General features: G+C 71.7%; 25 protein-coding genes. 9 read left to right on the top strand and 16 right to left on the bottom strand.

Going from position 1 to position 24,841, the window contains the following annotated elements; genetic code table 11:
- Positions 1-155 precede the first annotated feature (155 nt).
- Positions 156-1,220, bottom strand: coding sequence for a nucleotidyl transferase AbiEii/AbiGii toxin family protein (locus ACWD5O_RS16380; protein ID WP_450085808.1), 1,065 nt, complete (start codon positions 1,218-1,220; stop codon positions 156-158).
- Positions 1,217-1,711, bottom strand: a complete 495-nt coding sequence (locus ACWD5O_RS16375; RefSeq protein WP_450085807.1) for a type IV toxin-antitoxin system AbiEi family antitoxin domain-containing protein — start codon at positions 1,709-1,711, stop codon at positions 1,217-1,219. Before ACWD5O_RS16375 ends, ACWD5O_RS16380 begins: the two co-directional genes overlap by 4 nt.
- Positions 1,712-2,030: 319 nt before the next feature.
- On the opposite strand from ACWD5O_RS16375, the gene ACWD5O_RS16370 reads away from it, so the two are divergent.
- Positions 2,031-2,936: a hypothetical protein gene (locus ACWD5O_RS16370; RefSeq protein WP_450085806.1), complete on the top strand. Its 906-nt coding sequence runs from the start codon at positions 2,031-2,033 to the stop codon at positions 2,934-2,936.
- A gap of 65 nt (positions 2,937-3,001) precedes the next feature.
- On the opposite strand, the gene ACWD5O_RS16365 is transcribed toward ACWD5O_RS16370, so the two are convergent.
- A complete protein-coding gene (locus ACWD5O_RS16365) occupies positions 3,002-3,223 on the bottom strand; it encodes a hypothetical protein (protein WP_450085805.1) in 222 nt (73 codons plus the stop codon).
- Between the two features lie 53 nt (positions 3,224-3,276).
- On the bottom strand, positions 3,277-4,059 hold the full coding sequence (locus ACWD5O_RS16360) for a hypothetical protein (protein ID WP_450085804.1): 783 nt from the start codon (positions 4,057-4,059) through the stop codon (positions 3,277-3,279).
- 191 nt (positions 4,060-4,250) lie between these two features.
- Between ACWD5O_RS16360 and ACWD5O_RS16355 the strand changes: the two genes are divergently transcribed.
- Entirely contained in the window at positions 4,251-4,889 is a 639-nt protein-coding gene (locus ACWD5O_RS16355) for an 8-oxoguanine DNA glycosylase OGG fold protein (protein ID WP_450085803.1), read from the top strand.
- On the opposite strand, the gene ACWD5O_RS16350 is transcribed toward ACWD5O_RS16355, so the two are convergent.
- The 3 genes from ACWD5O_RS16350 to ACWD5O_RS16340 form a co-directional block, all read right to left on the bottom strand.
- Entirely contained in the window at positions 4,879-5,247 is a 369-nt protein-coding gene (locus ACWD5O_RS16350) for a DUF4180 domain-containing protein (RefSeq protein WP_450085802.1), read from the bottom strand. The two genes, ACWD5O_RS16355 and ACWD5O_RS16350, sit on opposite strands and share 11 nt — an antisense overlap.
- The gene (locus tag ACWD5O_RS16345) at positions 5,240-5,695 is read right to left on the bottom strand and encodes a helix-turn-helix domain-containing protein (RefSeq protein ID WP_450085801.1); all 456 of its coding nucleotides are present in this window, start codon (positions 5,693-5,695) and stop codon (positions 5,240-5,242) included. The genes ACWD5O_RS16350 and ACWD5O_RS16345 overlap by 8 nt, the downstream gene beginning before the upstream one ends.
- A gap of 74 nt (positions 5,696-5,769) precedes the next feature.
- Complete coding sequence (locus ACWD5O_RS16340) at positions 5,770-5,949, bottom strand: hypothetical protein (protein ID WP_450085800.1); 180 nt, start codon at positions 5,947-5,949, stop codon at positions 5,770-5,772.
- A gap of 185 nt (positions 5,950-6,134) precedes the next feature.
- Here ACWD5O_RS16340 and ACWD5O_RS16335 point away from each other — a divergent pair, with 185 nt between their 5' ends.
- Entirely contained in the window at positions 6,135-7,031 is an 897-nt protein-coding gene (locus tag ACWD5O_RS16335; protein ID WP_450085799.1) for an aldo/keto reductase, read from the top strand.
- Between the two features lie 296 nt (positions 7,032-7,327).
- The gene (locus tag ACWD5O_RS16330) at positions 7,328-10,564 is read left to right on the top strand and encodes an ATP-binding protein (RefSeq protein ID WP_450085798.1); all 3,237 of its coding nucleotides are present in this window, start codon (positions 7,328-7,330) and stop codon (positions 10,562-10,564) included.
- A 114-nt stretch (positions 10,565-10,678) separates the two neighbouring features.
- Here the strand turns inward: ACWD5O_RS16330 and ACWD5O_RS16325 are convergent, their stop codons facing one another.
- Both ACWD5O_RS16325 and ACWD5O_RS16320 read right to left on the bottom strand, forming a co-directional pair.
- Positions 10,679-11,743: a glycoside hydrolase family 26 protein gene (locus ACWD5O_RS16325; RefSeq protein WP_450085797.1), complete on the bottom strand. Its 1,065-nt coding sequence runs from the start codon at positions 11,741-11,743 to the stop codon at positions 10,679-10,681.
- A complete protein-coding gene (locus tag ACWD5O_RS16320) occupies positions 11,730-14,735 on the bottom strand; it encodes a glycosyl hydrolase family 28-related protein (RefSeq protein WP_450085796.1) in 3,006 nt (1,001 codons plus the stop codon). The genes ACWD5O_RS16325 and ACWD5O_RS16320 overlap by 14 nt, the downstream gene beginning before the upstream one ends.
- 277 nt (positions 14,736-15,012) lie before the next feature.
- Here ACWD5O_RS16320 and ACWD5O_RS16315 point away from each other — a divergent pair, with 277 nt between their 5' ends.
- Both ACWD5O_RS16315 and ACWD5O_RS16310 read left to right on the top strand, forming a co-directional pair.
- Positions 15,013-16,092 (top strand): LacI family DNA-binding transcriptional regulator, encoded by a 1,080-nt coding sequence (locus ACWD5O_RS16315; RefSeq protein WP_450085831.1) that lies wholly within the window; start codon positions 15,013-15,015, stop codon positions 16,090-16,092.
- A gap of 64 nt (positions 16,093-16,156) precedes the next feature.
- Positions 16,157-16,399 carry a hypothetical protein gene (locus tag ACWD5O_RS16310; RefSeq protein WP_450085795.1) on the top strand — a complete coding sequence of 81 codons (243 nt, stop codon included), beginning with the start codon at positions 16,157-16,159 and terminating at the stop codon, positions 16,397-16,399.
- Between the two features lie 64 nt (positions 16,400-16,463).
- Here the strand turns inward: ACWD5O_RS16310 and ACWD5O_RS16305 are convergent, their stop codons facing one another.
- From ACWD5O_RS16305 to ACWD5O_RS16295, 3 genes are read right to left on the bottom strand one after another with little or no spacing between them, the layout of a single operon-like run.
- Complete coding sequence (locus ACWD5O_RS16305) at positions 16,464-17,324, bottom strand: ABC transporter permease (protein ID WP_450085794.1); 861 nt, start codon at positions 17,322-17,324, stop codon at positions 16,464-16,466.
- Complete coding sequence (locus tag ACWD5O_RS16300) at positions 17,321-18,334, bottom strand: ATP-binding cassette domain-containing protein (RefSeq protein ID WP_449937936.1); 1,014 nt, start codon at positions 18,332-18,334, stop codon at positions 17,321-17,323. The genes ACWD5O_RS16305 and ACWD5O_RS16300 overlap by 4 nt, the downstream gene beginning before the upstream one ends.
- A 28-nt stretch (positions 18,335-18,362) precedes the next feature.
- Positions 18,363-18,917, bottom strand: a complete 555-nt coding sequence (locus ACWD5O_RS16295; protein ID WP_450085793.1) for an NADPH-dependent FMN reductase — start codon at positions 18,915-18,917, stop codon at positions 18,363-18,365.
- Positions 18,918-19,068: 151 nt separating this feature from the next.
- On the opposite strand from ACWD5O_RS16295, the gene ACWD5O_RS16290 reads away from it, so the two are divergent.
- Entirely contained in the window at positions 19,069-19,584 is a 516-nt protein-coding gene (locus ACWD5O_RS16290; protein ID WP_450085792.1) for a GNAT family N-acetyltransferase, read from the top strand.
- Between the two features lie 25 nt (positions 19,585-19,609).
- Here the strand turns inward: ACWD5O_RS16290 and ACWD5O_RS16285 are convergent, their stop codons facing one another.
- Positions 19,610-20,596, bottom strand: a complete 987-nt coding sequence (locus ACWD5O_RS16285) for an aldo/keto reductase (RefSeq protein ID WP_450085791.1) — start codon at positions 20,594-20,596, stop codon at positions 19,610-19,612.
- Positions 20,597-20,676: 80 nt separating this feature from the next.
- Positions 20,677-21,432: an SDR family oxidoreductase gene (locus tag ACWD5O_RS16280; RefSeq protein WP_450085790.1), complete on the bottom strand. Its 756-nt coding sequence runs from the start codon at positions 21,430-21,432 to the stop codon at positions 20,677-20,679.
- 102 nt (positions 21,433-21,534) lie between these two features.
- Between ACWD5O_RS16280 and ACWD5O_RS16275 the strand changes: the two genes are divergently transcribed.
- Positions 21,535-22,371 (top strand): helix-turn-helix transcriptional regulator, encoded by an 837-nt coding sequence (locus ACWD5O_RS16275; protein WP_387329626.1) that lies wholly within the window; start codon positions 21,535-21,537, stop codon positions 22,369-22,371.
- On the opposite strand, the gene ACWD5O_RS16270 is transcribed toward ACWD5O_RS16275, so the two are convergent.
- Positions 22,302-23,336: a winged helix-turn-helix domain-containing protein gene (locus ACWD5O_RS16270; protein WP_450085830.1), complete on the bottom strand. Its 1,035-nt coding sequence runs from the start codon at positions 23,334-23,336 to the stop codon at positions 22,302-22,304. The two genes, ACWD5O_RS16275 and ACWD5O_RS16270, sit on opposite strands and share 70 nt — an antisense overlap.
- Before the next feature lie 130 nt (positions 23,337-23,466).
- Here ACWD5O_RS16270 and ACWD5O_RS16265 point away from each other — a divergent pair, with 130 nt between their 5' ends.
- A complete protein-coding gene (locus ACWD5O_RS16265; protein ID WP_450085789.1) occupies positions 23,467-23,997 on the top strand; it encodes a nuclear transport factor 2 family protein in 531 nt (176 codons plus the stop codon).
- Between the two features lie 78 nt (positions 23,998-24,075).
- Here ACWD5O_RS16265 and ACWD5O_RS16260 read toward each other — a convergent pair whose 3' ends face one another.
- Positions 24,076-24,771 (bottom strand): hypothetical protein, encoded by a 696-nt coding sequence (locus ACWD5O_RS16260; protein ID WP_450085788.1) that lies wholly within the window; start codon positions 24,769-24,771, stop codon positions 24,076-24,078.
- Positions 24,772-24,841 lie beyond the last annotated feature (70 nt).

Here is a 24,841-nt window from a genome sequence, read left to right as displayed (position 1 = left end):
CTGGTTCGACGCACCCCTCCAGGACCCCGCTCGCTGCACTCAAGGCCCCCAGGGCACCAAAGCCGGACGACCTGCCTGAGGGCGGTCTCGGCGGTCGCCGGGGTCACCAGGCCCACTGTCTGGGCAGGCAGTCGGATTAGAAAATGGTGGGTCCGCTATCCGGGACGTCCACCGTCACGTAGTGTCCGCACGGCTCCAAGGCCCTGCGTTCCTGCGATGCGCGCGCTCGCCACGGGTGCGTGATGTCGCTGCTCTCGTAGGGGACAAGACCCTTGATCGGGGTGCCGCACTCCGGGCAGGAGTCGCCCTCGATAAGCTCCGCCACGGGTTGTCCTTTCATCGGGGATTTGGACGCCTTGCAGTATTGCAGATCCATTGTGCCCTGTCGGTTTAGACCCTGCCACCGGCCGGTTCGCCGGTGGCGGCGCGCTCATCCGCCGGCGGCCGACCCGGGCAAGCGTCAAATCGGCAGCCTGCCCTTGTAATACCAGGTAAGCAGATCTGCGGCGGATGTCTTTCGGTCGAAGTCGACGGTGTCCTGAGCGACCTCGGTGAGCTGCTCGCGGAGCCGCCACCAGATCGTCGCCGTCGATGTCCTGCCTGCGCGACAGTAGGTAGACGTCGGCGAAATCGCGCCAACGGGTGTTAGCCTCGCCGCGCTGCAACGCCGTCACCAGCTTCTCCGCGTACACCATCGGTAGTGGATAGCCGGTCACGACGATCTCGCCGTCGAGCAGACGTGGCAACTTGATCTGCAGCGGATCGGGCCAGATCGGGTCACCGACGTTGACGTCGACGTGGAACGTCAGTCGTGCGGCGGACAGGTTGCCTGTGAGGCTAACGCGCACGCCGGCGTAGACGTCGTCGTCGCGGATCGTTTCCGCCGAGGCGCTCGCCGTGTCGAAGACCAGACCGTCGTCGAGGTGCAGCGCCGCGATCGAACGAACAATTTCGAGCACCTGGTCCGTGCTATTGGAGATCCATCGGCCCTGTAGGTCTACGTCGCGGGTCGGCCGGCGCGCTGCGTAGGCGGCCAACAGCACTCCACCCTTGAGTACGAGTTTGTCCGCGTACGCGGACTTACTCAGGCGGGCAAGAAAGCCCTCGAGTGCGTAGACCTGGTGCAGCTCGTCGGTGGGCCGCCCGGTGCGGCGGGCCAGGTTCTGAAGGTCGAGGTAAGCGCGGCCGCCAACTGTGGCGCGGGTCGGACGTGCGGTCACAGCAGGATCTCCAGTGCATCTCGGAGCGGTCGCTCTGCCTTGGGGAACTCCCGAGCGATCGTCAACAGCTTTGATGGTGACGCGTCGGGTCGTCTCAACCAACGCCGCAGCGCTGCGTACGCCAGGTCTGGTCCCTCGCGGTGCCGTAGCCGGATCGCGTCAATGATGCTGCGCTCCGGGCCGTAGAGCCCGATCGAAGTCTCCGGATCAAGCGACAGCTCCGTACGCCCGATCTCGAAGGTTGTCGGGTCAAACCAGTGCCATGCGACGGGTGCCTTTGTAGCCGGCCGATGCCGCCCACGGGGAAGTGCGACATCGATGCGGGAGGGGATTTCGTCGGTGAGGCCGTGACGAGCTAGCGCGGTGGTCAGGCACAGCGTGCCTGAGGGGGCGCGGCGGGCGAGTTCTATGAGGTCGATGTCGGCAAGTGCGGCGTCGTGCCGTCGGTAGAGGCCACGACCGACAGATGCGATGAGCCCCTGATCCCTCAAACCGGTACAGCTGCCACTCAGAGAGGCCAGCGTCGAGGGCCTCGGAGTAGCTGAAGGTCATCGGGAGGGCGCTGAGGGGGGTGCGCCCGGTTTCCGATCCTTCGTTAGACCCCACAAGGAAACTCTATACACATTGCCACGACCTGTGCGGTATTTCCTTGGCTGGATCCATGTGGTCCGTTACACGACGTAGTCGGCTTGGAGATAATGCCTGGTCAGGCGACTACCTACCGTGAACCCGTCATCACGATCGGCCTCGGCGTCGGCACCGGTTCCCGAACCGAGCAGGTGCCGCCCAGGCCCCAGACGGGAGAAACATATGCGTGCTCAGAAGGAGTCCCAGCGGCTCAGCGCCCGAGCATCCGTACTCGTGCTCGGCCTCGTCGTGGCCGGTGCGGTGGTCGCCCCGGCGAGCCCGGCGTCCGCCGCGGTCCCCGGCCTGGTGCGGATCGCCGCGACCAGCGTCACCAACTCCGCCGACTTCCACAGCGCCACGGCCACCTGCCCGGTCGGGAAGGTGCTGACCGGCACGGGCTACGCGCTGAACGGCGTGACAGGTGAGGGCGTCGTTGACGACCTGCGCCCCAACGGCGGCCCGGCCACCGCCCCAACGGCGGTAACTGTGGGCGCCTACGAGACGGAGGCGTTCGCCGGCAACTGGTCGGTGACGGCGTACGCGATCTGCGCCAACCCGCTGCCTGGCCTGGTGCGGGTCTCCGCGACCAGCGTCAGCAACTCGGCCGACTTCCACAGCGCCACGGCGACCTGCCCGGTCGGGAAGGTGCTGACCGGTACGGGTTACGAGTTGAACGGTGTGACCGGCGAGGGTGTCGTCGACGACTTCCGCCCCAACGGTGGGGTCGCCGCCGCTCCGACCTCGGTGAACGTCGGCGCCTACGAGTCGGACGCCACTGCCCTGAACTGGTCCGCGACCGCGTACGCCATCTGCGCCAACCCGCTGCCCGGCCTGGTGCGGGCGTCCACGGTGGGCGCCAGCAACTTGCTCGACTTCCGCAGCGTCGTCGCGACCTGCCCGGTCGGGAAGGTGCTGACCGGTGCCGGCTACGAGTTGAACGGGGTCACCGGCGAGGGCATCGTGGACGACTTCCGTCCCAATGGTGGTCCCGCTACCGCCCCGACGTCGGCCGCTTCGGGTGCGTACGAGGAGGACGCCTTCGCCGGGAACTGGTCCGACACGGCGTACGCCATCTGCGCGACGGCGTAACGAGCACTCATCCGCTGTAGCCACCCCGCGATTCGCGCGGGGTGGCTACAGCGTTGACTGATCGGTCAGGAGCCGCCCTGGCGCTGGATCCGCTCGTCGCCCGAGACCTTGGCTCGGCCCAGGCCGCCTTCGGTGCCGGCCGGGCCGGTCGCGGTACGGCGGTTCCGTTGGTCGGGCGAGTGCTCCATGGTCGAGCCCTGGCGGCCCGGAGCGCCGCTGCCCGAATGCCGCCGGCCTCGCGCCGACTCGCCGCCGCTGTCGTGTTTGTTCTGCTTGTGGCTACCCATGCACCGCGCGTACCCGGTCGGCGGGCGGCTAGTCACGAGCCGACTTGCGAACGTCAGCCGTTGGGTGTCCGCGAGGTGGGCAGGATTGGGACCGTTCTTGGCAGTCGCTCGCGTTGCTCCAACGGGAGCCATTCCCCCTCGGGATCGAGCAGTTCGATGAGCTCGACGAGTTCGTTCTGTAGGCGTACCAGCCGCTCATTTCCCCGCTGGCCTCCGGCTTCCACGTCGTCCACCTCCTCCAGGAGGCGGGTGAACCAGGACGCGAACGTCGGGTCCGTTTCGAGGCGGTCGCAGAAGGCCGCGTACCCCAGCACCTCGGTCACCGCGCCCTCAGGCGACTCGACTCGGTTGAGCATGACTTCGCCAATGGCGCGCTGGTGTCCCCGGAACACGCGGAACGGGCCGGGCAGTGCGTCGGTCGCCAAGGGATGGTGAATCTTCTGGATTGCCGTGAAGAGCTCCTTGGTGCTCTTCACTGACTCAAGATCGAGGAAGCGCTGTTCCCGGCGGAGGACCTCCAGCCAGGCCAGGTGCTCGGCGAGGACGTACACGGTGTTGTGGCGGACGTAGTGCTGAGCTTCACTGTCGCCGGAGTGCAGGTACGTGCGCAGGAGGTTTCGGCTGAGCGCGTTGTGCAGCCGATCCTGCAGCGCCTCGGCTGACCACAGCAGTGGCACCCGGTAACGCCGGAACAACTCCTCGGCGAGTTCCGCCTTGTCGCGGCTGCGTGCCTGCTCCTGCAGGCGGTGGGTGACGACGGCAGTCCGATACGTCACCGCCACGCTGATCAGCGACACAGCCGCGGACACCACCGCGATGACGATTTCTGGCCCCATGGCGGACAGCTTGCCTGGCCCCTTCGCCGCAGGATGCGTTCGACTCGCCGATCTGACAGTGCTGTGGACGCGCGTATGGCAGGCAGGCGTTCGATACCGCGATATGCCGTCAGCGGACGGCGTGCGGGAGCACCCGACCGTAGCGTCCGAACGGCGCAGGTCCCGAAGCGCGCGACCTGAGGGAGGTAGCCATGCAGAGGCCGTTACCGAGGGAGCAGGCCCCGATCGCTGTGAACCTGGACCGCTGGCGGGCGGAGTTGCCGCCGGACGCCTGGCCGGACAGCTTTCCATCCAGCGGCGACGTCTGGCGGCGCGACGTCTTCGCGGTGGCCGACGCCTACCGGGCCGGCTCCGCGAGCCCCCGCCAACTGCTGACCGCCGTGCTGATCTGGGGTTACGGACCCATCGGGTACGGGCCGTGGCGCGCCGCCAGGTCGCTCGCCGCCGATCCGGACGGCAAGCGTCTGGCGTACGCGCTTGAGGAGGTGTCCGCGTCAGCACCCGACGAGGACGCGCTGCGCACGGCGTACCGCCGCCTCCGCGGCCCCAACCAGGCTCGCCTGCCGTGGCTGGGGCCGGGACTGTTCACGAAGGTCCTCTACTTCGCCGGCTACCGGCGAGGGGCGGGTGGTGTGCAGCCGCTGATCCTCGACCGCGTCGTGGCAAGCCGTCTCCCCAGCGAGGCCGGCGTCGGCCGTCAATCCGGCTGGTTGTCGGAGGAGTGGCTCGCGTACCTGCGCTGGGCGGCCGAGCAGGCGCAGGCCCGAGGCGTTGAGCCGGACGAGGTCGAAATGGCTGTCGGCAGGGACGCCGAGGCGGCTACGACATAGCGCGGAGGCGGGCGTCGAGGGCGTCGAGGTCGGGAACGAACCAGATGTGCCCGGCCCGGTTCGACTCGTGCACCAGGGCGCGCAGCGCTGAGCTCTCCGCCAGGTGAGCCGAGATGTCGCCGACCACGGCCAGTCGCATCCGGTAGTTGACGAACTTCTGCATCACCTCGCCGGCGAAGCGGGTGCCCAGCGAGAAGAAGCGTTCGTCGAACCGGGTGGCCGGCACGGCCACCACCTGGGCGCCGAGGAAGGCCGCGCCGATGAGGTCCAGCGCGTCCTGCTCGGTGGCGACCGGCGGGCCGGCCGGGTCGCAGACCAGCACCTGCACCCCGGCGCGTTCCTGGACCTCGTCAGGCATCGTGGACCTCCCGGTCAAGTAGGCCGTTGTCGGCGTTGAGTACGGCGTCGAGCAGGTGCAGCAGCTCGGCGGTTGCGGCGGGGTCGCCGAGGATGATGATCTTCATGCGGTGCCGCTCCTCGTCGTGCACGGTCTGCACCCGCAGAGGGTTGGCGGGGTCGTGGCCGGTGTTGGCGCTGGCGAGCACGAGCGTGCCGAGCCGGTCGGCCGCGGCCCGGTCGACCCCGTCGATCTGCACGATGCTCGACACCTCCGCCGGCCCGGCGGCGCTGCCGGTGATGGCTCGGGTCTGACCGGTGAACGTGTCCAGGTCACTGGCGGCGATCCGGTACTGCTTGCCGATCCGCACCGCCCTCAGCCGCCCGGAGCGGATGTAGCCGCGCACGGTACGTACGTGCAGCCCGAGCCGCTCAGCGACCTGCTCGACAGAGTACATGTCTTCCTTCATCGCTCCCCATCCTACTTGCATAGGGAAGGTTAGGGATCGATGGGGAGCGTGCGCAGCATGAGTCGTCGACGACATCAGCTCCAAAGGGCCTCCAGCACAGCCCGTCGGCCCGCCCCGGCGCAGGACAGGCGGCTGCCGGCGATGTGGACGAAGTCGAACTCGACCTGGAAGTCGAAGCGCCCCACGGATAGGCCGGGCGTTCCGCCGTGGTCGTCGACCGTCCGAACCTCCGCCAGGTAGACCGCTTCGACCAATTCATCCCGGTTGAATCAGTTATGGTCGAGGGTACCGATACGGACCCCGTCCGGCGGGTCGCCTCCTCCAGGGTGGCCTCCGCGCCCAGTTCGCCGAAGACGTCGCGGGCCGTGCGCAGGATGGCGTCGAAGTTGCGGGGCGGCGTCGGCGACGGGGCCGCCGGCGACCCAGAATCGAGATGACCATGACGTCTGGCTCCCCGTCCACCCCGCCCACGATCATCATTGGCGGCGACCTTCCGGTCGGACGGGTCGGCTTCGGGGCGATGCAGCTCACCGGCGACCAGGTCTGGGGCCCGTACCCCGACCACGAGCGTGGGCTCTCGCTGCTGCGCGCGGTGGTGGCGGAGGGCGTCACCTTCATCGACACCGCCGATGTCTACGGGCCGCACACCAACGAGCTGCTGATCCGCGAGGCGCTGCACCCCTACCCGGCGGGGCTGGTGGTGGCGAGCAAGGGCGGCTTCGTCCGGGGCGGCCACGACTACTCGACCCTGGGCTGGGTGGGCAACCCGAAGTACCTGCGGCAGTCAGCCATGCTGAGCCTGCGCCGCCTCGGCGTGGATCGGTTCGACCTCTACTACCTGCACAGCGGGTACGCGACCGACGCCCCGTTCGAGGACCAGGTCGGCGAGCTGAGGAAGCTGCAGGACGAGGGCTGGATCCGGCACATCGGGCTGTCCAACGTCACCGTGGCGCAGTTCGAACTCGCCCGGTCGATTGCGGAGATCGCCGCGGTGACCGCCCTGTACAACATCGGCAACCGCACCGGTGCGGACCTGCTTGCCGCGGCGGAGCGGACCAGAGCGGTGTTCTCGCCCTGGCACCCGGTCAGCCTGCGCGACGGGGGGGACAACGCCGGCCAGGTCGCCGCCGCCCTCGCGCCGATCGCCGCCCGGCACGCGGCCACGCCCCAGCAGATCGCGCTGGCCTGGCTGCTGCACCGCTCTCCGGCGATGCTGCCCATCCCCGGCACCACGAGCCTGGCCCACCTGCGGGAGAACCTCGCGGCGGCGCGGATCGCGCTGAGCGACGCTGAGGTCGCGGAGCTGACCGCCCTCGTTCCCGAGACCGCCGCCTAACCGGGCACCGCCTCCCGCAGCTGGACCAGCTGGATGCCGGGAAGCGACCGCCTCCCGCTCGGTGGTGAACTCGGCCGACCACTCGACGCCGTCTCGGTCTGGCCACACGGCGCGGTACCGATGCGGGCCGGTGTTGAGAACCCGGCCTAGCAGTCCGGCCCGGACCAGCGAGGACAGCCAGACCCGTCGGCTCACCCGCTACGTCATCGGCCTGGTCCAATCCGCCTGAGCTGCGGGCGGACACCCGTGCCGAGGATCCCCCGGGTGTCAGACGGGTCCAGTACCGTCTGGAAACCATGGACGCGCGGCTCGGCGACGCCATCATCGGGCGGGATCATCCCGCCGGTCTGCTGCGCGCTGAGCTGGACCGGGCCGCTACCAGCCACGGCGGCCTCGTCCTGATCACCGGCGAGCCGGGCATCGGCAAGACGACGCTGGTCACCGCCGCGGCTCGCGAGGCTCGGCAGCGCGGGGCACTGGTGCTCGGTGCCGCCTGCTGGGATTCCGACAGCGCCCCCGGCTACTGGCCGTGGGTTCAGGTGCTGCGCGGCCTGCAGCGCTCCGCTGACGACTGGTCGGTGGCGCGACCGACCGCGGAGCCGGCTCTCGCGGCCCTGCTGGGCGAGACCGACACCAGTAGCGAGCAGGCCGGCCGCACCGCCAGTTGGGCCGGCGTCGACCCGGGCGGGGACATCGCCGACCGGGAGGCGTTCGCCCTGTACGACGCGGTGACCGCCGCCCTGGTCGCGGTCTCCCAGCACCGGCCGGTCGTGGTGGTCCTCGACGACCTGCACTGGGCCGACCCGGCGTCGCTGCGGTTGCTGGCGTTCGCCGCCCAGCACACCTGGTTCGAACGGCTGCTGCTGATCGGCACCTACCGCGACGCGGAGGTCGAGTCGGGCGAGCACCCGTTGCGCCCACTGTTGATGCCGCTGGTCACGAAGGCGACCACGGTCACCCTCACCGGTCTGTCTCGGGACGAGGTGGCCGCGCTGATGGCGCGTACCGCCGGGCGGGAGCCCGACGCCGGCCTGGTCGACGAGGTGCACCGGCGCACCGGGGGCAACCCGTTCTTCATCGAGCAGACGGCCAGGCTGTGGCGCGCGGACGGTACGGGCGGCACGGTCGCTCCCGGCGTACGGGAGGCGGTGCGGCGCCGGTTGGCCCAGTTGCCGGCACCGGTGGTCGAGGCGCTCACCGTCGCCGCCGTGTTGGGCCGGGAGTTCCACCGTCAGGTCCTGGCGGCCAGCGCGGCTGCCCCGGTGGCGCAGGTCGATCGGCTGCTCGACCGGGCGGTGACCGCCCGGCTGATCGTCGGCCGGGGTGGCGGCCGGTTCGCCTTCGCCCATGACCTGGTCCGGGAGACGCTCTACGACGGCCTCAGCGATGAGGACCGGCGGGCCCGGCACGCCGCGGTCGTCCGGGCGGTCGACCCACCGGCGGAGCTCCGCGACCTGCTGATTCCGGCCGACCTGGCCCGCCACGCCTACCTGGCCGGCGCCGCGCTCGACCGGGCGCGGGTCACCGACCTGCTGGTCGCCGCGGGGCGGGACGCGCACGCCCGGCTCGCCGTCGACGAGGCGGGGGTGCACTTCCGCCGGGCGCTGGAGATCGTCGAGGACCGGACGAAGCGGGTGCGGATCCTCGTCGAGTTCGGTGAGGTGCGCTACCACCACGCGGGCCGGGAGGAGGCTGGGCAGCTCCTCGCCGAGGCCGCGACGCTGGCCCGTACGCTCGACGATCCGGTGCTGCTGGCCCGCGTCGCGCTCACCGTCCACCGCTCCCGCCAGGTGGCGACCGATCGCTCGGTCGAGGCGGCGGAGCTGGTGCGGGAGGCGTACCGGCGGCTCATCGGCGAGCCGGACGGGGCCGCGTCGGTCGGCACGTTGATCGCCGACCTGATCACCGCCACCGAGACGATCGCCCGTCGGGGTCGGGATGACGAGACGCTCACCTTCAGCCTGTGGGCCCGCCACGACACCACCTGGGGGTTGGGCACCGCGGCGGCCCGGGCGGCGCTCACCTCGGAGATCCGGGATGTGGCCCGTCGCACCGGCGACCGGGAGACCGAGCTGTGGGCCACCTCGCTGCGCTGGGTGGCGCTGCTGGAGTTGGGCGACCCCCGCTTCGTCGAGGAGTTCAGCTCCTTCGTCACCGGCGGCGACCAGGACGACCTGGCCAGATACCGGATCGCGGCTACCGTCGACAGTGGAATCATCGCGGCGTTCCGGGGTGACTTCGCCGAGGCCGACGAGCGGTTCGCCTTCCTCACCGACCTCGCCGACCCTGGGCACGCCGAGTTCGCGTTCATGGGCCATCACGTGCTTTGGTCCCGTCTGCTGCTCCAGGGCCGGTTCGACGAGGTCGACGTACTGCTGGACGGGTTGGCCCCGACCGACTACCCCTACCGGGAGCTGCTGCGGGCTATCACCGCGGCGGAGCGCGGCGACGACGAGACGGCGGTCCGGCTGACCGACGGTATCGAGGCCGCCGACATCCGGTACCCGCGTCCGGTGTCCCCGCTCTGGCTGCGGTTGCGCGCGCAGGCCGCTGCCGCATCCCGTGACCCGGGCCGCTGCGACGGCGCGCGGGCCGCGCTGGCCCCCTATCGTGGAGAGTGGACGGTGGGGCTCTTCGGCTGCGACATCAGCGGTCCCGTCGACCACTGGCTGGCGGTGGTCGACGCCGCGCAGGAGCGCTGGGACGACGCCATCGCCGGTTTCGCGGCCGCCCGCGACGCAGCCGACCGGATGGGCTCCCGGCCCTGGTCAATCATCGCCCGCGCCGGACTGGCGAACGCCCTGGCCGGCCGTGGCCACCCGGGCGACGCCGAGACGGTGGATGCGCTGCGTGCCACCACCGCCCGGGAGGCCACCGCCCTCGGGATGGCCCAGGTGCTCGACCGGCTGGCCAGCCCGACGCCCACCACCGCCGGCACCCCAGCCGTCGGGCTGCGCCAGGCCCCGCCGGCCGGAGCGCCGGTCGAGGAGTACGAGTTCCGCCACGACGGGCCGGTCTGGCAACTCGCCTACGCCGGCGCTGTCGTACACCTGCCCGACGCCAAGGGGCTGCACGACCTGCACCTGCTGCTCAGCCGGCCGGGCGGTGACGTCCCGGCGGTGGAGCTGCTCGACCCGGCGGCCGGGCCGGAGCTGGTCGCCGCCCGCCGGATGGGTGGCGACCCGGTCCTGGACGACGAGGCGAAGGCCCGCTACCGGCGGCACCTGGCGCGCCTCGACGAGGAGATCGACCGGGCCGCCGCGCGCGGCGACGACCGGAAGGTGGCCGCGCTGGACGGTGAACGTGGTGCGCTGCTCGACGAGTTGCGCGCCGCCGCCGGGCTGGTTGGCCGGACCCGCCGGCTGGGTGACGAGGCCGAGCGGGCCCGCAAGACGGTGACCGCGCGGATCCGGGACACGCTGCGCAAGCTCGACGATCGGCACCCGGCGCTCGCCGGCCACCTGCGCGAATCTGTCTCGACCGGCAGCACCTGCCGCTACCTGCCGTCCGAGCCGCTGCCCTGGCGGCTCTGAAAAGGGTGCCCGGCGCGCTGACCCTCTGCTGCCCCGGACCCGTCTGCTGAGCCCCGGGGCGGGCCGGCGTCGACCGTTCGTCGGCACCGGCCCGCCCCGACGGGACCGCACCGGTTACCGGCGGGCGCCCGGGCGCGGCAGGAAGTACGGGTCGTGCACCAGCTGGCGCAGTGCGGCCTCCGTACGGGGATTGCCCGGCAGGACCCAGTCGGTCTCGCCACTGCCCCTGGAATCGAAGTACACCATCGCCCGTACCAGTGGGAACGTCGTCCGCAGGTCCGTCCGGGCCTGGCGCAGCCAGTCAGCCTGCACCCCGGGTGCGGTGTCGTTGACGCCGACCTCGGCGAGGATCATCGGCTTGTCGTGCCGGATCCCGAAGTCGTAGAACCAGGGGAACAGCTCGGTCAGCGGTGCGTGATCGTTGCTCGGGCGGGCGTACCCGTCGGCGCCGACCCAGTCGACCATCGAGTCGCCGGGCCAGAAGGACGATACCCGCCCGGTCCTGAAGGCCAGCCAGGTCGGGCAGAAGACGAACGCGACGTTGTCGGCACGTTCCTCCCGGAAGATCGTCCGGACCCGGCGCCACGCCTCCTTGAAGGTCGCCGGGGTGTAGCCGCGCTGCGGCAGGTCCATCTCCCAGGTGAAGCGCAGCAGCACCGGCTGCCGCAGGGCCCGCAGCCATCCCGCCTGTTGCCGAACCAGTTCGTCGTTGACGCCCTGCGCGGTCGCGGCCAGCACGCTCTGCGGGCCGGCTCCCCAGGAGAGCAGCGGGGTACGCCCTCGGGCGATGTCGTCGGTGAGCCGGTCGGCGCGGAACGTCTGGCCCCAGTGCTGGAAGGAGTGGTCGATGCCGAGCAGCTCATGGGTCACCGACTCCAGCGCCTCCGGTTCGGAGATTCCCGGGTCGCGGTCCGGATCGTGCTTGACGAAGGCGCCGAAGAGGGCCCCGGCAGCCGGGACGAGCGACGCCGCCGGAACCACCTCCGACTGATCGACCGCGGTCGGACCGACGCCGATCGGGTCGGTGCCTGCTGCGGTTCCACCGGTGGTCGGGTCGGTCGCGCCGGCGGTGGCCGGAAGCGCCGGAAACAGCGTCGATCCCGCCGCGGCGGCCAGCAGACCCCGGCCGATCGCGCGCCGGCTCACCCGGCTGGTTCGCCACGGTTCAGCGGATGCCATGGATCTCCACCTCGAAGACTCGGGCCAACCCGTCGGTCGGGCTGGGTTCGGTGAACACGAGGCGGACCTGCCGGATCCCGGCCGGCGCGCCGCTGAGGTCGACCTGGGCCGGGCTGGCGGTGTTCGCCCCGGCGGACCCGATGGTCGTCCAGGCCCCGTCGACCAGGGCCTCCACCCGGAAGGCCCGCACCCGCAGGCTCTCCGAGCCGGCCACTCCGCTGTAGAGGTCGAGCCGTTGGAGGTCCGCCGGCCCACCGAGATCCAGGGTGAGCGTCGGCGTCGGGTCCACTGAGCCAGAGATCCAGCGGGCTCCGGTCCGGTTGCCGTCCACCGCGTTGTCCGCGACGTTGCCGGAGAGGACCGAACTGGCCTGCACGGCGGCGCCCCGGGCGAGGTTCTCCCCGGTCACGCGCACCCGCAGGGTCTGCGGAATCTCCTGCCGCTGACCGCCCCTGGTGAACGAGACGGTCAACCGGACCGTGCCGTCAGTCACCGCGTCGGTGGGGACCCGCACGCTGACCGCGACCGGCGTGGTCGCGCTCGCGGGCAGTCTCGTGGCCTCCGGGCGGGCCAGCGCCTGCCAGTCGGCCGGCGCCTCGGCGTCGACCGCCAGGCCGGTGACCGGGCCGGGGCCGTCGTTGCGTACCCGCAGCACGGTGCTGCCGGACCGGCCGGGCAGGACCCGGATCTCCGGCGTGTCCAGCGCGATGTGGGCGCCGGCCGGGGTGGGCGTCGTACCGGTCACCCCGACCCCCAGGTACGCCACCTCGATCTCGGGTACGGTCCGGCCGGTCGCCACGTCGGCGATGGTGGCGCCCCAGCGGGTGTTGGCCACGTTGTCCGGCCGGTAGCCCCGGGTGCCCCGGATCACGATCCCGGTGCTGTTGCGCAGCCCCACGGCGTACGGGTACGGGCCCTGCACCGTGGCCACCCGGAAGAAGACCGTGTTGCCGAACAGTACGTCGTGCACGTCGTCCAGTTCGACGGCCTGGGAGCGCCAGCCGTAGATGTGGTTTTCGGTCTGGAGCGCGTGCAGTTCCCAGTTGCGGACCCGGCGCAGCACGACCTCGCGGTGCTCGTGGTGCTCGACGGAGACCTCGTACATCCGGCCGCGCACCGAGGTGTCCTCGACCAGGAAGCCGTTGTCGGCCCAGCCGGCGACGCTCCAGATGTTGGCGAAGGTGCCGCCACCGCCCTGCACCCAGAAGCTGTACTTGTGCCTGCCCCGGTACTGGTAACCGGGGTCACCGGCGCCGGGATCGCCGGGCTCGGTCCGCTCCGGATGCCACTTCACGAACTGCGTGGCGATGTCGGCGAGGTAGCTCTGCGCGCCGGAGCGCCAGTGCACGTGCACCGAGCCCGCGGTTTGCTGCGCGGAGTCCAGGCCGAGGCCGGTCACCTGATTCCTCCCGCCGAGGGGGGTCTGGATCATCGCCTTCGGCTGGTCCGGGTCGGTGAATCCGGCGGCACTGTCCGGCAGCTTCAGCCAGGTCTGCCGGGGATGCAGGCCGATCAGGTTGCTCTGTGGCCGGAGCCGCAGGGTGTTCCCGATCAGGTACTGCCCCATCGGCACGTACACGGTGTCGTGCTCGTCGATGGCCTGCTGGAAGATGGCGTAGTCGTCGCTGGTGCCGGTGCCGACTGTGACGCCCCTGGCGGCGGCGTATTCGACCACGTTGACCCAACCGCCGGTGGCCGGTGGCAGGGGCGCATCGGAGCGCAGGAGCCGGGCGAAGCTCGCCGGTGCGGCCGGTGTCGCCGAGACCAGGACGCCGTCGCTGCGCCGCTCGGCGGCGCCCAGCGCGTCGTCGACCCGAAGCCCGAGCGTGGCGTCCCGCACCAGATAGGACGCGCCGGGTCCGGCCCAGGTACGCCCGCTGGGCACGGTGGTCAGCAGCGCGCCGGTCCCGGTGACTCCGGTGTCGACCACGTTGAGCTGGTTCTGGGCGCGGACGAGTTCCGGCTCGCCGCCACCCGGGACGGATTCGCTGTCGTTGAGGGTGATCGCCGACCCGCTGATGTTCTGGAAGACCGAGTCCTGCACGTAGAGGCGCTGGGTCTGGTCGGGGGTGGCGACGATGCCGGTCGGGGAGTCGGCGATGCGGTTGCGGATCAGGCTGAGCTTGCTGTCCGTGTGCAGCTTGATGGCCGCCTCGCGCTGGCCGGTGAAAGTGGTGTCCAGCAGGGTGGTCTGCCAGCCGGGCGAGGCGGCGAAGGCCAGCATGCCGACCGTGCCGCCGTGCACGTTGACCCGCTGGATCAGGTTGGCGTTGTGGTCGATCCCGGCGTAGCCCGTACCCACGTGGATGTCGAGGTCCTGCAGGACGAACATCTGCGCGCCGCTGAAGCGTACGGCCACTGCGGCGGGGTTGCCGGGCGCGATCCGGATGTCCAGGTTGATCAGGCCGGTGCCGAAGGTGTCGTTGTTGCCGAAGCTGCGGGGCGTGTCCGGCTGGAACGGCCGGCGCAGCGCGGCGAAGAGGAAGGACTGGTTGCCGTCCTGGAAGCCGGGGGTGGATTCGCCGAGGACGAACTCGGGCCGCTCGGCACCGAACCCGACCAGGCGTACCGAGGCGTGCAGATCCACCTGCCGGGAGAGGCGGTAACGCCCTTCCGGCACGAAGACCACACCACCGCCGTCCCCGACGGTGACGTTGCGTGCCCCGCCGACGATGTTGCCCAGCCAGTTCCTGCCGCCTCGGCGGGACGCTTCGTCGATGGCGGCCTGCACCGAGGCCGTGTCGTCACCGATTCCGTCGCCGTGCACCGGGAACTGTGCGCTGCCGAGGACGACGGCGGTCGGGTCGGCCGGCATGCTTTGGTAGACCGAGGTCGAGGTGGCCGGCTCGGTGGCGGCTGTCGCCGATTGGGAGACGACTGCCGGCGCCACCGCCGTGGTGGCCAGGAGGAGGGAACCGGCCAGCATGCCGACCCGTGCCCGGCCCGGTAAGGGTCGGCGGCCGGCTGCCTGCCGGGGTGGAGCTTGGATCATCTGGTACGCCTTTCCTGCCCTGGTGGGACCGGTCGGCGACCATGTGGTCATGCGCATAACCAGAATGTTTCCGCAGCCTCCGGGTGTCAATAGCCGGTCCCCAGAATCTGAAACCGCCGCGAAACATTGACAAAATGCGGCTGATGGGCCGACCATCCACGCCAACCCGCTCCCGAGACGTTGCCGTGTGCGATCGTGTGGTCATGCGCATGACCAGCCGGGGCGACGGCCCGGGAGCGGGCCACCGGCCACCGGCGGGGACACGGAGGTGACGACGATGCCAGGCGCCAACGGACGGGCCACCCAGGCCGATGTGGCCCGGGTTGCCGGGGTCAGCCAGGCGACCGTGTCCCTGATCCTCAATGGGGGCGACACGGGCCGCCGACGGGCCGGTGAGCAGACCCGTCGGCGGGTGCTCGACGCCATCCGGATGACCGGGTACGTCGCGAACCCGGCCGCCCAACGCCTGGCCGGGGGACGGACCCGGATCATCGGCGTCTTCACCTACGAGCCGGTCTTCCCGCGCGACAGCCGGGACTTCTACCACCCGTTCCTGGTCGGGGTCGAGGCGCAGACCGAGGAGCTCGGATGCGACCTGCTCTTCTTCACCAGCACCCCGTCGCGGGAGGGGCGGCGCCTGCTCGGTGGCGGCTTCCGTCGGCTCGGTATCGCCGACGGCTGCGTCCTGCTCGGCCGGCACGACGACAAGCGCGACCTGGCTGACCTGCTCAGCCGCGACTTCCCCTTCGCCTTCATCGGTCGTCGGGAGTCCGACGCCGGCACCGTGCCGTACGTCGGAGCCGACTACGTGACCGCCACCCGGGAGGTGGTCGAGCGATTGTTCGCCCTCGGCCACGAACGGGTCGGATTTGTCGGCGACCTCCGCCGGGACGAGCCGTCGGTGGACCGCGCGCAGGGCTACCACCAGGCGGTACGGGCCGCCGGGAGCCGTCCGGTCGTGCTGAACGGGACCGGGCTGACCGGCGGCGAGGCGCTCGACTTGATCGGCGAAACCGGGCTCACCGCGGCGGTGGTCTGGCCGTCCGGGTTGGCCCCGGACATCCGGGCGGCGGCGCTGGCTCGGGGGATGTCCGTACCCGGCGATCTGTCGCTGGCGCAGCTCGGTGACGTCGAGGACGGCAGCCCGGACGACATCGACTGGACCGGGTTCCGGATTCCTCGCGAGCAGATGGGCGCGGCGGCGGTGCGGCTCCTCTTCGAACAGCTGGTCAGCCCCACCCTGCTGCCGGCCGACGCGCTCCGGCGCAGCCTGCCCTGCACCATCGTGCCCGGCGCCACCACAGGAGCACCGGCCCGCACCCGGTCACGGTCCGGCGGCGGCGGCGGCGTCAGGTGAACCGGCTGCCGCCGGGGTGGCCGGTACCAGGCGACGGGTGATCCACAGCGGCGAGGTGACCGCGTTGCCCATCACCACCGAGTGGGCGCCGGCGGCGAACGCCTGCCCGATCTGTTCGGCGTCGCGGTACCGCCCCCTCGGCGATCACCGGCACCGCCAGCGCGCCGGCGAGCCGGGCCACCAGCGTCAGGCGCGGAGTTGTTGCAGGCTCAGCCGTGAATGCCGTCGCCAGTTCGGCGCGCCTCCCAGCCAGGACGCGGCCCGCCTGCACGGCATCACCCGAGCCGATGTGCCGGCGGTCGTCTGACCGCCGGCACTCACCGGGCTTCCGCAAGTGTGCAAGGGCTGGAGCTCTGTCGGAGCGGGCAGGGTCAGCGGCGGTTGTAGCGGTACATGGTCAGGGTGCCGAAGACGACCACGAACCCAACGCTCCACGCCAGCAACCACATGGTGCTGGACGGGTCCGACGAGCCGGCCATCGCCGCGCGGACCGCGGCCACCAGCTGCGCCACTGGGTTGACGTTCACGAACGCCTGGAGCCAGCCGGGCATGGTGCTCGGCTCGACGAAGACGTTGCTCAGGAACGTCAACGGGAACAGCACCATCATGCTGACGCCCATCACCGACTTCTCGCTGCGCAGGACCAGCCCGAAGAACGTCCACACCCAGGAGAAGGCGAACGAGAAGACCACCAGCAGCCCGATCCCGATGGCGACGCCGGCCATCCCGCCGTCGGGCCGGAACCCGAGCGCGAGCCCGACGCCGAGGATCACCAGGGCGGCGAGGATGTAGCGCAGCACGTCGCCGAAGATCATGCCGACCAGGGCGGCCGGCCGCCAGACGGGCAGCGTCCGGAAGCGGTCGAAGATGCCCTTCTCGATGTCGGTGTTGAGACCGACGCCGGTGTACATGGTGATCATCACGACGCTGGTCACCATGATGCCGGGCAGGAAGAACTGCAGGTAGTCGCGCGGGCTGTCGGCGAGGGCGCCACCGAACAGGTACGTGAACATCAGCACCATGATGATCGGGAAGGCGGTGACGTCGAAGAGCTGCTCCGGCACGTGCTTGATCTTCAGAATGGCCCGCCAGCCGAAGGTGAGCGACGCACCCAGCGCGCTGGGCCGGGGCGGTCGGGCACCGGGCGCGAGCACGGTCGCCAGCGCCTCGGCGGACGGGACGTAGACGGACGGCGCCCGTTCGGTCGTGGTGGTGGTGGTGGCGTTGCTCATCGGGCTGCCTCCAGCTGGTCGTCCCGCTCGTCGGCGGGCACGGCGGGGTGGTCGGTCAGGGCCAGGAAGACCTCGTCGAGGCTCGGCTGGCCGAGGGAGAAGTCGTCGACGACGATGCCGGCGCGGGCCAGGTCGCCGAGGGCGCGGGCGGCCTGCGCGCTGGCGTCGAGGTCGCTGCCGGCCTCGCCGACGCGGGCGAGCAACGCGACCGGGTCGGCTTCGAGCTGCACCGGTACGCCGAGTGCCGCCTGGAGCACCTTCTCCGCCTCGGGTCGCTGCCCGGGGTCACGCAGTCGCAGGTGGACGGTGCCGGAGCCGACCGACGACTTCAGCTCGCCCGGGGTGCCCTCCGCGATCACCCGGCCGTGGTCGACGACCGCGATCCGCCCGGCGAGCTGGTCGGCCTCGTCCAGGTACTGGGTGGTCAGCAGCACCGTCGTGCCGTGTGCCACCACGGCCCGGATGATCTCCCACACCTGGTTGCGGCTGCGCGGGTCCAGGCCGGTCGTCGGCTCGTCGAGGAAGAGCAGGTCCGGGGTGTTGAGGATGCTGGCGGCGATGTCGATGCGCCGCCGCATGCCGCCGGAGTACTTCTTCACCTGGCGGTCGCTCGCCTCGGTCAGGCCGAACGCGGCGAGCAGGGCCGCCGCGCGCTCCCGGGCGGCCGGTTTGCGCAGGCCGAGCAGGCGGGCGAGGAGCACCAGGTTCTCCGTGCCGGTCAGGTCCTCGTCGACCGAGGCGTACTGGCCGGTGAGGCTGACCCGGGCGCGGACCGCGTCCGCCTCCCTGACCACGTCGTGCCCGAAGACCCGCGCCGTGCCGCCGTCGGGCCGCAGCAGCGTCGCGAGCACCCGGACCGCGGTGGTCTTGCCCGCCCCGTTCGGGCCGAGCAGGCCGTAGACGGTGCCGGCGGGCACCTGCAGGTCGATGCCGGCCAACGCCTTGGTGTCCCCGAAGGAGCGGGTGAGCCCCTCGGCCTCGATGGCCAGGCCGGTGGTGCGTCTACTCATGATCCTTACCTTTCGTCAGTCGTCATGTTCAGGAGGCGTAGGGCCGGGCTGCGCGGCCGTCGCGCAACGCCAGACCCCACCAGCGGAGCTGATCGAGCAGGACACGGGTGTCCCGGCGCAGCTCGTCGGTGCACTGCGGCGTCGGCTCGCCGGCGAGCAGGTCGATGCCGACGACGTCGCGCACCGTCATCGAGTGCAGCGCCGTGAAGACGGTGCGCAGCTGGTCGACCGCGTGCAGTCCGGTGGACCGGCAGCCGTACGACACGAAGCCGACCGGCTTGGCCTGCCACTCGTCGTACGCGTAGTCGATCGCCTGTTTCAAGGGTGCCGGGAAGCTGTGGTTGTACTCGGGGGTGACCACGACGAACGCGTCCGCTTGGCTCACCTCGCGGACGAACGCCCGGATGGACGCGGTCGGCTCGGCGGGGTAGCTGGCCGGAAAGTCGTACTCGGTCAGGTCAACGACCGTCACCGCGAGGTCGTCGTGCCGCTCGGCCTGCTCGACGAACCAGCGGGCGATCCGGTCCCCGGCCCGCCCTTCCCGGGTGCTGCCGATGATCACGGCGATTCTGAGCGGCGTCATCGTTTCCCCCTCCCGGCCTCTCGGTCTCACCTTTGAGGCGCGAGAGAGCGGCCGGCGGCCCGCTAGATCGGATCTAGCGGCGCGGGCGGCGTTTCAGGGACGCGATGTCGGTGGCATCGGTTTGACTGGGCCCCGACGATCAGGGGGCGGGATGGCGCAGGTACGTATCGAACCGTGGCACGAGGGCGACCTCGACCTGCTGCGTCAGCTCAACTCACCGGACACGCGCAAGCACACCGGGGGGCCGGAGACCGACGAGCAGGTGCTCGCGCGGCACGACCGCTACGTGCACTTCGCCGAGGGCGGCCAGGGCTGCATGTTCACCGTGGTGCTGCCGGACGGCGCGCGGGCGGGCAGCGTCGGCTACTGGGCGCGGGAGTGGCGCGAGCAGCCGGTGTACGAGATGGGCTGGGCGGTGCTGCCCGCGTACCGGGGGCAGGGGCTGGCGACCGCCGCGGTGCTCGCGGTCGTCGAGGTGGCCCGCGCCCGGCGGACCCGCCGCTACGCGCACGCGTACCCCTCGGTCGACAATCCCGCCTCGAACGCGGTCTGCCGCAAGGCCGGCTTCACCCTGCTCGGCGAGACGGGCTTCGAATACCCGCCGGGGCAGATGATGCGGGCCAACGACTGGCAGCTCGACCTGACCGCCCCACCGGCGGCGGGCTGACGCCGGCGGGGCGGTTCATCGCGGGTCACCAGGTGGTGTCGAGGCGGTGCCGCTGCTCGGCGGTCAGCTCCAGGTCCACCGCGGCCAGGCTCTCGTCCAGCTGAGCCACCGAGGAGGCGCCCACCAGCGGGATCGACGGCAGGTCGCCGCCCAGCAACCAGGCGAGCACCACCTGGTTGAGCGTCGCGCCGGTCTGCTCGGCCACCTCGCGCAGCGTGGCCAGCCGGCGCGGCGCGCTCGGCAGGTCGTACGCGGCGCTGAGCGGCTTGTCCGCCCGGGTGAAGGCCCCCTTGAGCAGCGGCGAGTACGCCACCAGGGTCAGCTCGGGCTCGGCGCGCAGGTAGCTGAGCAGGTCGCCGCTGACGCCGCCCGGCTCGCCGTCCGGGTCCAGCGCGCTGGCCAGGTCGGTGCGGTTTGGCAGGTAGCTGCGGTGGTACTGGAGCACCTCGTACCCCGGCAGGCCGGCTGCGGCGGCCAGCGCGCGGGCCCGCTCGACCCGCCACGTCCGGTGGTTGCTCGCCCCCAGCAGACCCACCGTCCCTTCGGCGACCAGCTCGGCGAAGCCCTCCACCGTCTCCGCCAGTGGCACCGTCCGGTCCTCGATGTGCGCGTAGAGCAGGTCCAGCCGCTCCACGCCGAGCCGGTCCCGGCTGCGCTCCGCAGACTCGCGGATCACCTTCGCGGACAGGCCCTCGGCGTTGTCCAGGTAGCTGGTCCCCGGGGTCAGCGGGCGGGCGCCCAGCTTGGTGGCGATGACGATCTCGGAGTCGACGCCCCGGCTGCGCCGCCAACGGCCGAGCAGCTCCTCGCTCTGCCCGCCCTGCCCGTCGTCCATCCAGAACGCGTAGTTGTCCGACGTGTCGATGAAGGTGCCGCCGGCCTCGACGTACCGGTCGAGGATCGCGTAGGAGGTGGCCTCGTCGGTGGCGCTGCCGAAGAGCATCGCGCCGAGGCTGAGCACGCTGACCTCGCGCCGGGTCGCCGGGTCGGTGCCGATCGTTCGGTACCGCATGGGGGATCTCCTCTCGTGCGCCCGACCGGTGGGCGCCCGCGTGCCACCCTGCCGGCTGGAGCGCACTCCAGGTCAAGCGTTCACCAGGGCAGCACCCCGTACCCGCCGCCGGCGTCCATCTGGAAGCCCCAGAGCAACCCGCTTGGCCCGTCCGCCGGCAGCGTCGCCAGGTGCACGCTCACCTCGGCGCCCTGCTCCGGGGTGCGGAAGCCGCTGTTGCCGTTGAGGTCGGTGGCGCAGTAGCCCGGGTTCGCCGCGTTTACCTTGATCGGGGTGTCCCGCAGTTCCTTGGCGTACATGGCGGTGAGCATGTTGAGCGCCGCCTTCGACGACGGGTACGGCACCGAGGTCAGCGCGAACAGCGCGCCGTCCGGGTCGGTCATCACCGCGATCGAGCCGACCTCGCTGGAGACGTTGACGATCCGGGCCGCCGGTGCCCGGCGCAGCAGCGGCAGCAGCGCGTTGGTCACCGCCGCCACCCCGAACACGTTCGTCTCGTACACCCGGCGCAGCGTCGCCACGGTCGTGTCGCTGGGCAGCGCCCGCGCGCCGTCGCCGAGCACGATGCCGGCGTTGTTGACCAGCACGTCCAGCCGTCCGTACTCCTGCTCGACCAGCTTCGCGGCCGTCGCCACCGACTCGGCGTCGGTGACGTCCAGCGGCACGAACCGGGCGTCCGCGCCGCCGTCGCGCAGCTCCCGCTCCGCTGCCCGGCCCCGCTCGGCGTCCCGCGCGCCCACCAGCACGGTCATTCCGAGGCTGCCGAGCTGCCGGGCGGTGGCGAGGCCGATTCCCTTGTTGGCCCCGGTGATCAGGGCGATCATGTTCGTCGTCATGTCCTCGACGCTGCCCGTCCGGCCTGCCCGGCGGGAGAGACCGGCCGAGGCTGGGACCGGCGGTACCACCCTCGCCGCCGCCGGCTGAGGCACGCTTGACGCATGACCGACCTGCGTCGTGACGAACTGGCGGCGTTCCTGCGCACCCGCCGCGCCCGGCTGCGCCCCGCCGAGGTCGGGCTCCCCGAGGGCGAACGCCGACGCACCCCCGGGCTGCGGCGGCAGGAGGTGGCCCAGCTCGCCGGGATGTCGATCGACTACTACATCCGGTTGGAGCAGGGCCGCGGCCCGCACCCGTCCCGGCAGGTGCTCGCCGCGATGGCCCGGGCACTGCTGCTCAGTCGGGACGAGCGCGAGTACCTCTTCCGGGTCGCCGGGGAGACCGCGCCGCCGGCCGGCGGGCCGAGCCGGGTGGTGCCACCCGGGCTGCGGCACCTGATCGACGCGATGACCGAGACACCGGCGTACCTCGTCGACGCCGCGTACCAGGTGCTGGCCTGGAACCGGCTGGCCACGTACTTCGTGGGGGATCTCGCCGCCGTGCCGGACGCGGACCGCAACATGATCCGCTGGACCTTCCGGCGCCCGGCGACCGACAGCCACTGGACCGACGCCGAGACCATCTGTTTCGTCCGCAGTACCGTGGCGGACCTGCGGGCCGCCTACGGCCGTTACCCGGCCGACCCGGCGATCCGCGAGCTGGTCACTGAGCTGCTCGGCACCTCGCCCCGGTTCGCCCGGCTGTGGGCCGAGCACGACGTCGAGCAACGCCGGCCCATCGTGAAGCGGGTGCCGCATCCCGAGCTGGGGTCGTTGGAGTTCGAGTGCCGGGTGCTGCACGTGCCGGAGACCGACCAGCGGATGATCGTCTACGTTCCCGAGCCGGGCTCGGCCACCCAGGCGGTGTTCCGCCGGCTCGCCGAGCGCGTCGCGCCCTGACCCGGCCGGCAGCCGACCAGCTCGTCCCCGTGGGCGGATCGCCGGTAGAGCACGCTGTGCCGTTCCCGCGCGCGGACCACCAGGCCGGAGCGCAGCAGCACCCCCAGGTGGTAGGAGACGGTGGCCGGTGCGAGCCGGTGCCGCTCGCTGAGCTGTCCGGTGGACCGGGGTACGTCCAGGTCGGCCAGGATCGCCGCCCGGCTCGCGCCGACCAGGTCACCGAGCCCGCCCGCCCGGCGCTGCTCAGCCCGCCCGACGCCGATCGGGTAGACCAGCACCGCGTTGCCCTCGTCGCAGAGCTGGGTGGACAGCTGGGGCCAGGCCAGCGCCGACGGCGCGAGCACCAGCTCCGCGCCGGTCAGCGCCGTGGTGATCCGGTACGAGCTGTCGATGGTCAGCGACCTGCCGGTCCAGCCGACTTTCGGGTGCAGGCTGTTCAGCATGCTGCCCACCCCGGCGGTGGCCATGGCCGTGGCCCGGACCGCCAGCTCGGCCTCCAGCGTGGCCCGCACCGACGGCCACTGCTCGGCGAGCGCGGCCAGCCAGAAGTGCCGCAGCCCGTCGGTGACTCGCCGGGCGAGGGTGCCGTCCTCGACCGCCGCGCGGACCCGCGCCGGCATCCCGCCTGCCGGGAACCGCTCGTGCACCTGCGTCGCCACCTCGTCGGCCGGGGTCGCCGCGATGGCCGCCAACTGCTGGTCGAAGGTCGCGTCGAGCGGGCCCAGCGGCGGCTTCGGCGTGAGCAGGTCCGGCGTGTAACCGAGCCGGCCGGGTGGCGTCACCAGCGCCGCGACCAGGGCCACGTCGGGATGCCGCAGTGCGGCGCGGGCGGTCGGACCGGGATCGCCGTGCACCGGATGCCCGAACCGGGACAGCGCGGCCCGCAGCCAGGACGCCGCCTCCGAGGCCGGCGAGATCGCCAACCGGAGCCGGGCGAGGCTCGGGCCGTCCAGATGCGCGACCATCACAGCGCGGATCGTACAAGCGGTGGCATCGATGTGCGGTCCGCATTCGAGCTTGTTCGAATCACTACCGGGCGGATCGCCTGGCCGGGTTGGCTGCGACGGCACAGCCACTCGTCCTGAGGAGAACCCGATGCGCCCACCTGCCTCTGCCCGCCCCGCCGGCCGGCTCGGCCGCACGATCGCCCTGCTCGGGCTCACCGCCGGCCTGCTGGCGGCGGCTCCCGCCGCGGTGTCGGCCGCCACCCCCGGTCCGGGTGACACGACAGCCGGCGACGCGACGGCCCGCGGCTGCGAGCGCGCCTTCGACCGCGCCGTCCGGGCGTACGTGGAGACCACCGCCCGGCGTGACCTGGACGGCTTCGCCGCCCTGCTGCACCCCGACGTGACCTCCGTCTTCGCCTCCGACGGCGAGGTGCTCGACGGCAAGCGGGCCACCGTGGACTGGCTGCGCGGGTTCTTCGCCGACGACTCCTGGACGCAGTCGTTCAGCGTGGCCAAGCAGACCGTGGTGGGCTGCCAGACCGGCTTCGTGCTGTTCGACTCCGTCTACGCGGTGCCGGCCACCGGCACCCGGGTGCCGCTGCTGATCGGGGTCAGCTACACCTACCAGCACGGCCGGTGGCTGGTGCTGCAGAACCAGGACTCGGTGGGCCGCATCTGACCAGGGGGCTGACCGGGGGGTCGTCGGCCGGGGGGAGGGGCGGGCGCCACAGCAGCGGCGCCCGCCCCTCGGCGGCGTTCACGCGATCTTCTCCAGGGCGGCCACCGCGAGCGGCGCGATCTTCGCGATCAGCGCGGTGCCGGCCGCCAGGTCGCCGTTGCTCGCCGAGGCGTCCACCTCCATGACGAAGTTGCCGCGCACCAGGAGGAGCGTGCACTGGTGCCGGGTCGCCTTGCCCTTCAACCGCTCGCAGAAGGTGATCACGTCCGGGCCGTTCGGCACCGGCGGGGGTGAGGGCCGCAGGATTATCGACGTGCGCCCGTCGTCGGGCACCTCGTACTGCTTGCACGTCGAGAGGACGGACCGCAGCTCGTCGGCGAGCTTGCGGCCGGGCACCTTCAGGTAGCCGACCACGTACTGCCGGACCCACACGCTCTCGCCGTCCCAGGTCCGCTCCCGGTAGGCGGTGCGTTTGATGTCCGACGGCAGGCTCGCCCTGCACAACGAGATCAGCTTCCAGGCGTCGGTGTTCTCGTCGGTGTACTGGGCGGTCTCCGGGTTGAACTTCGCGTCCAGGTCCAGCATCGCCCCCGTCACCCGGCTGCGGACCTCGGCGGTGGAGGTCGGCGCCGGGCGGGGCTTCGGCGGGGTCGGCGAGGCCGACACCGCCGGCGCGGACCAGCGGGGGGCCTCGGCGGCCTGGCTCGGAGCGCAGGCCGCCGAGCCGAGCAGGAGCAACGACAGCGGAAGCAGGATGGTACGGCGGAGCGACATCGCCGGGGGCGGTCCTTTCACGCGAAAAAGGGGGGCCCGACCGGGCCCCCCTTCCAGTGGCGTCGTCGCC

This window comes from Micromonospora sp. NPDC005161 (assembly GCF_053599855.1).
This window is presented reverse-complemented; position numbering and strand designations above follow the sequence as displayed.

Coding starts and splice junctions, on each gene's coding strand:
- ACWD5O_RS16365 (WP_450085805.1), bottom strand. CDS start 3,223: ATGGGTAGCCACAAGCAGAACAAACACGACAGCGGCGGCGAGTCGGCG.
- ACWD5O_RS16265 (WP_450085789.1), top strand. CDS start 23,467: ATGCGCCCACCTGCCTCTGCCCGCCCCGCCGGCCGGCTCGGCCGCACG.
- ACWD5O_RS16305 (WP_450085794.1), bottom strand. CDS start 17,324: ATGAGCAACGCCACCACCACCACCACGACCGAACGGGCGCCGTCCGTC.
- ACWD5O_RS16355 (WP_450085803.1), top strand. CDS start 4,251: ATGCAGAGGCCGTTACCGAGGGAGCAGGCCCCGATCGCTGTGAACCTG.
- ACWD5O_RS16280 (WP_450085790.1), bottom strand. CDS start 21,432: ATGACGACGAACATGATCGCCCTGATCACCGGGGCCAACAAGGGAATC.
- ACWD5O_RS16345 (WP_450085801.1), bottom strand. CDS start 5,695: ATGAAGGAAGACATGTACTCTGTCGAGCAGGTCGCTGAGCGGCTCGGG.
- ACWD5O_RS16360 (WP_450085804.1), bottom strand. CDS start 4,059: ATGGGGCCAGAAATCGTCATCGCGGTGGTGTCCGCGGCTGTGTCGCTG.
- ACWD5O_RS16290 (WP_450085792.1), top strand. CDS start 19,069: ATGGCGCAGGTACGTATCGAACCGTGGCACGAGGGCGACCTCGACCTG.
- ACWD5O_RS16335 (WP_450085799.1), top strand. CDS start 6,135: ATGACGTCTGGCTCCCCGTCCACCCCGCCCACGATCATCATTGGCGGC.
- ACWD5O_RS16285 (WP_450085791.1), bottom strand. CDS start 20,596: ATGCGGTACCGAACGATCGGCACCGACCCGGCGACCCGGCGCGAGGTC.
- ACWD5O_RS16350 (WP_450085802.1), bottom strand. CDS start 5,247: ATGCCTGACGAGGTCCAGGAACGCGCCGGGGTGCAGGTGCTGGTCTGC.
- ACWD5O_RS16325 (WP_450085797.1), bottom strand. CDS start 11,743: ATGGCATCCGCTGAACCGTGGCGAACCAGCCGGGTGAGCCGGCGCGCG.
- ACWD5O_RS16270 (WP_450085830.1), bottom strand. CDS start 23,336: ATGGTCGCGCATCTGGACGGCCCGAGCCTCGCCCGGCTCCGGTTGGCG.
- ACWD5O_RS16320 (WP_450085796.1), bottom strand. CDS start 14,735: ATGATCCAAGCTCCACCCCGGCAGGCAGCCGGCCGCCGACCCTTACCG.
- ACWD5O_RS16295 (WP_450085793.1), bottom strand. CDS start 18,917: ATGACGCCGCTCAGAATCGCCGTGATCATCGGCAGCACCCGGGAAGGG.
- ACWD5O_RS16260 (WP_450085788.1), bottom strand. CDS start 24,771: ATGTCGCTCCGCCGTACCATCCTGCTTCCGCTGTCGTTGCTCCTGCTC.
- ACWD5O_RS16275 (WP_387329626.1), top strand. CDS start 21,535: ATGACCGACCTGCGTCGTGACGAACTGGCGGCGTTCCTGCGCACCCGC.
- ACWD5O_RS16315 (WP_450085831.1), top strand. CDS start 15,013: ATGCCAGGCGCCAACGGACGGGCCACCCAGGCCGATGTGGCCCGGGTT.
- ACWD5O_RS16330 (WP_450085798.1), top strand. CDS start 7,328: ATGGACGCGCGGCTCGGCGACGCCATCATCGGGCGGGATCATCCCGCC.
- ACWD5O_RS16370 (WP_450085806.1), top strand. CDS start 2,031: ATGCGTGCTCAGAAGGAGTCCCAGCGGCTCAGCGCCCGAGCATCCGTA.
- ACWD5O_RS16300 (WP_449937936.1), bottom strand. CDS start 18,334: ATGAGTAGACGCACCACCGGCCTGGCCATCGAGGCCGAGGGGCTCACC.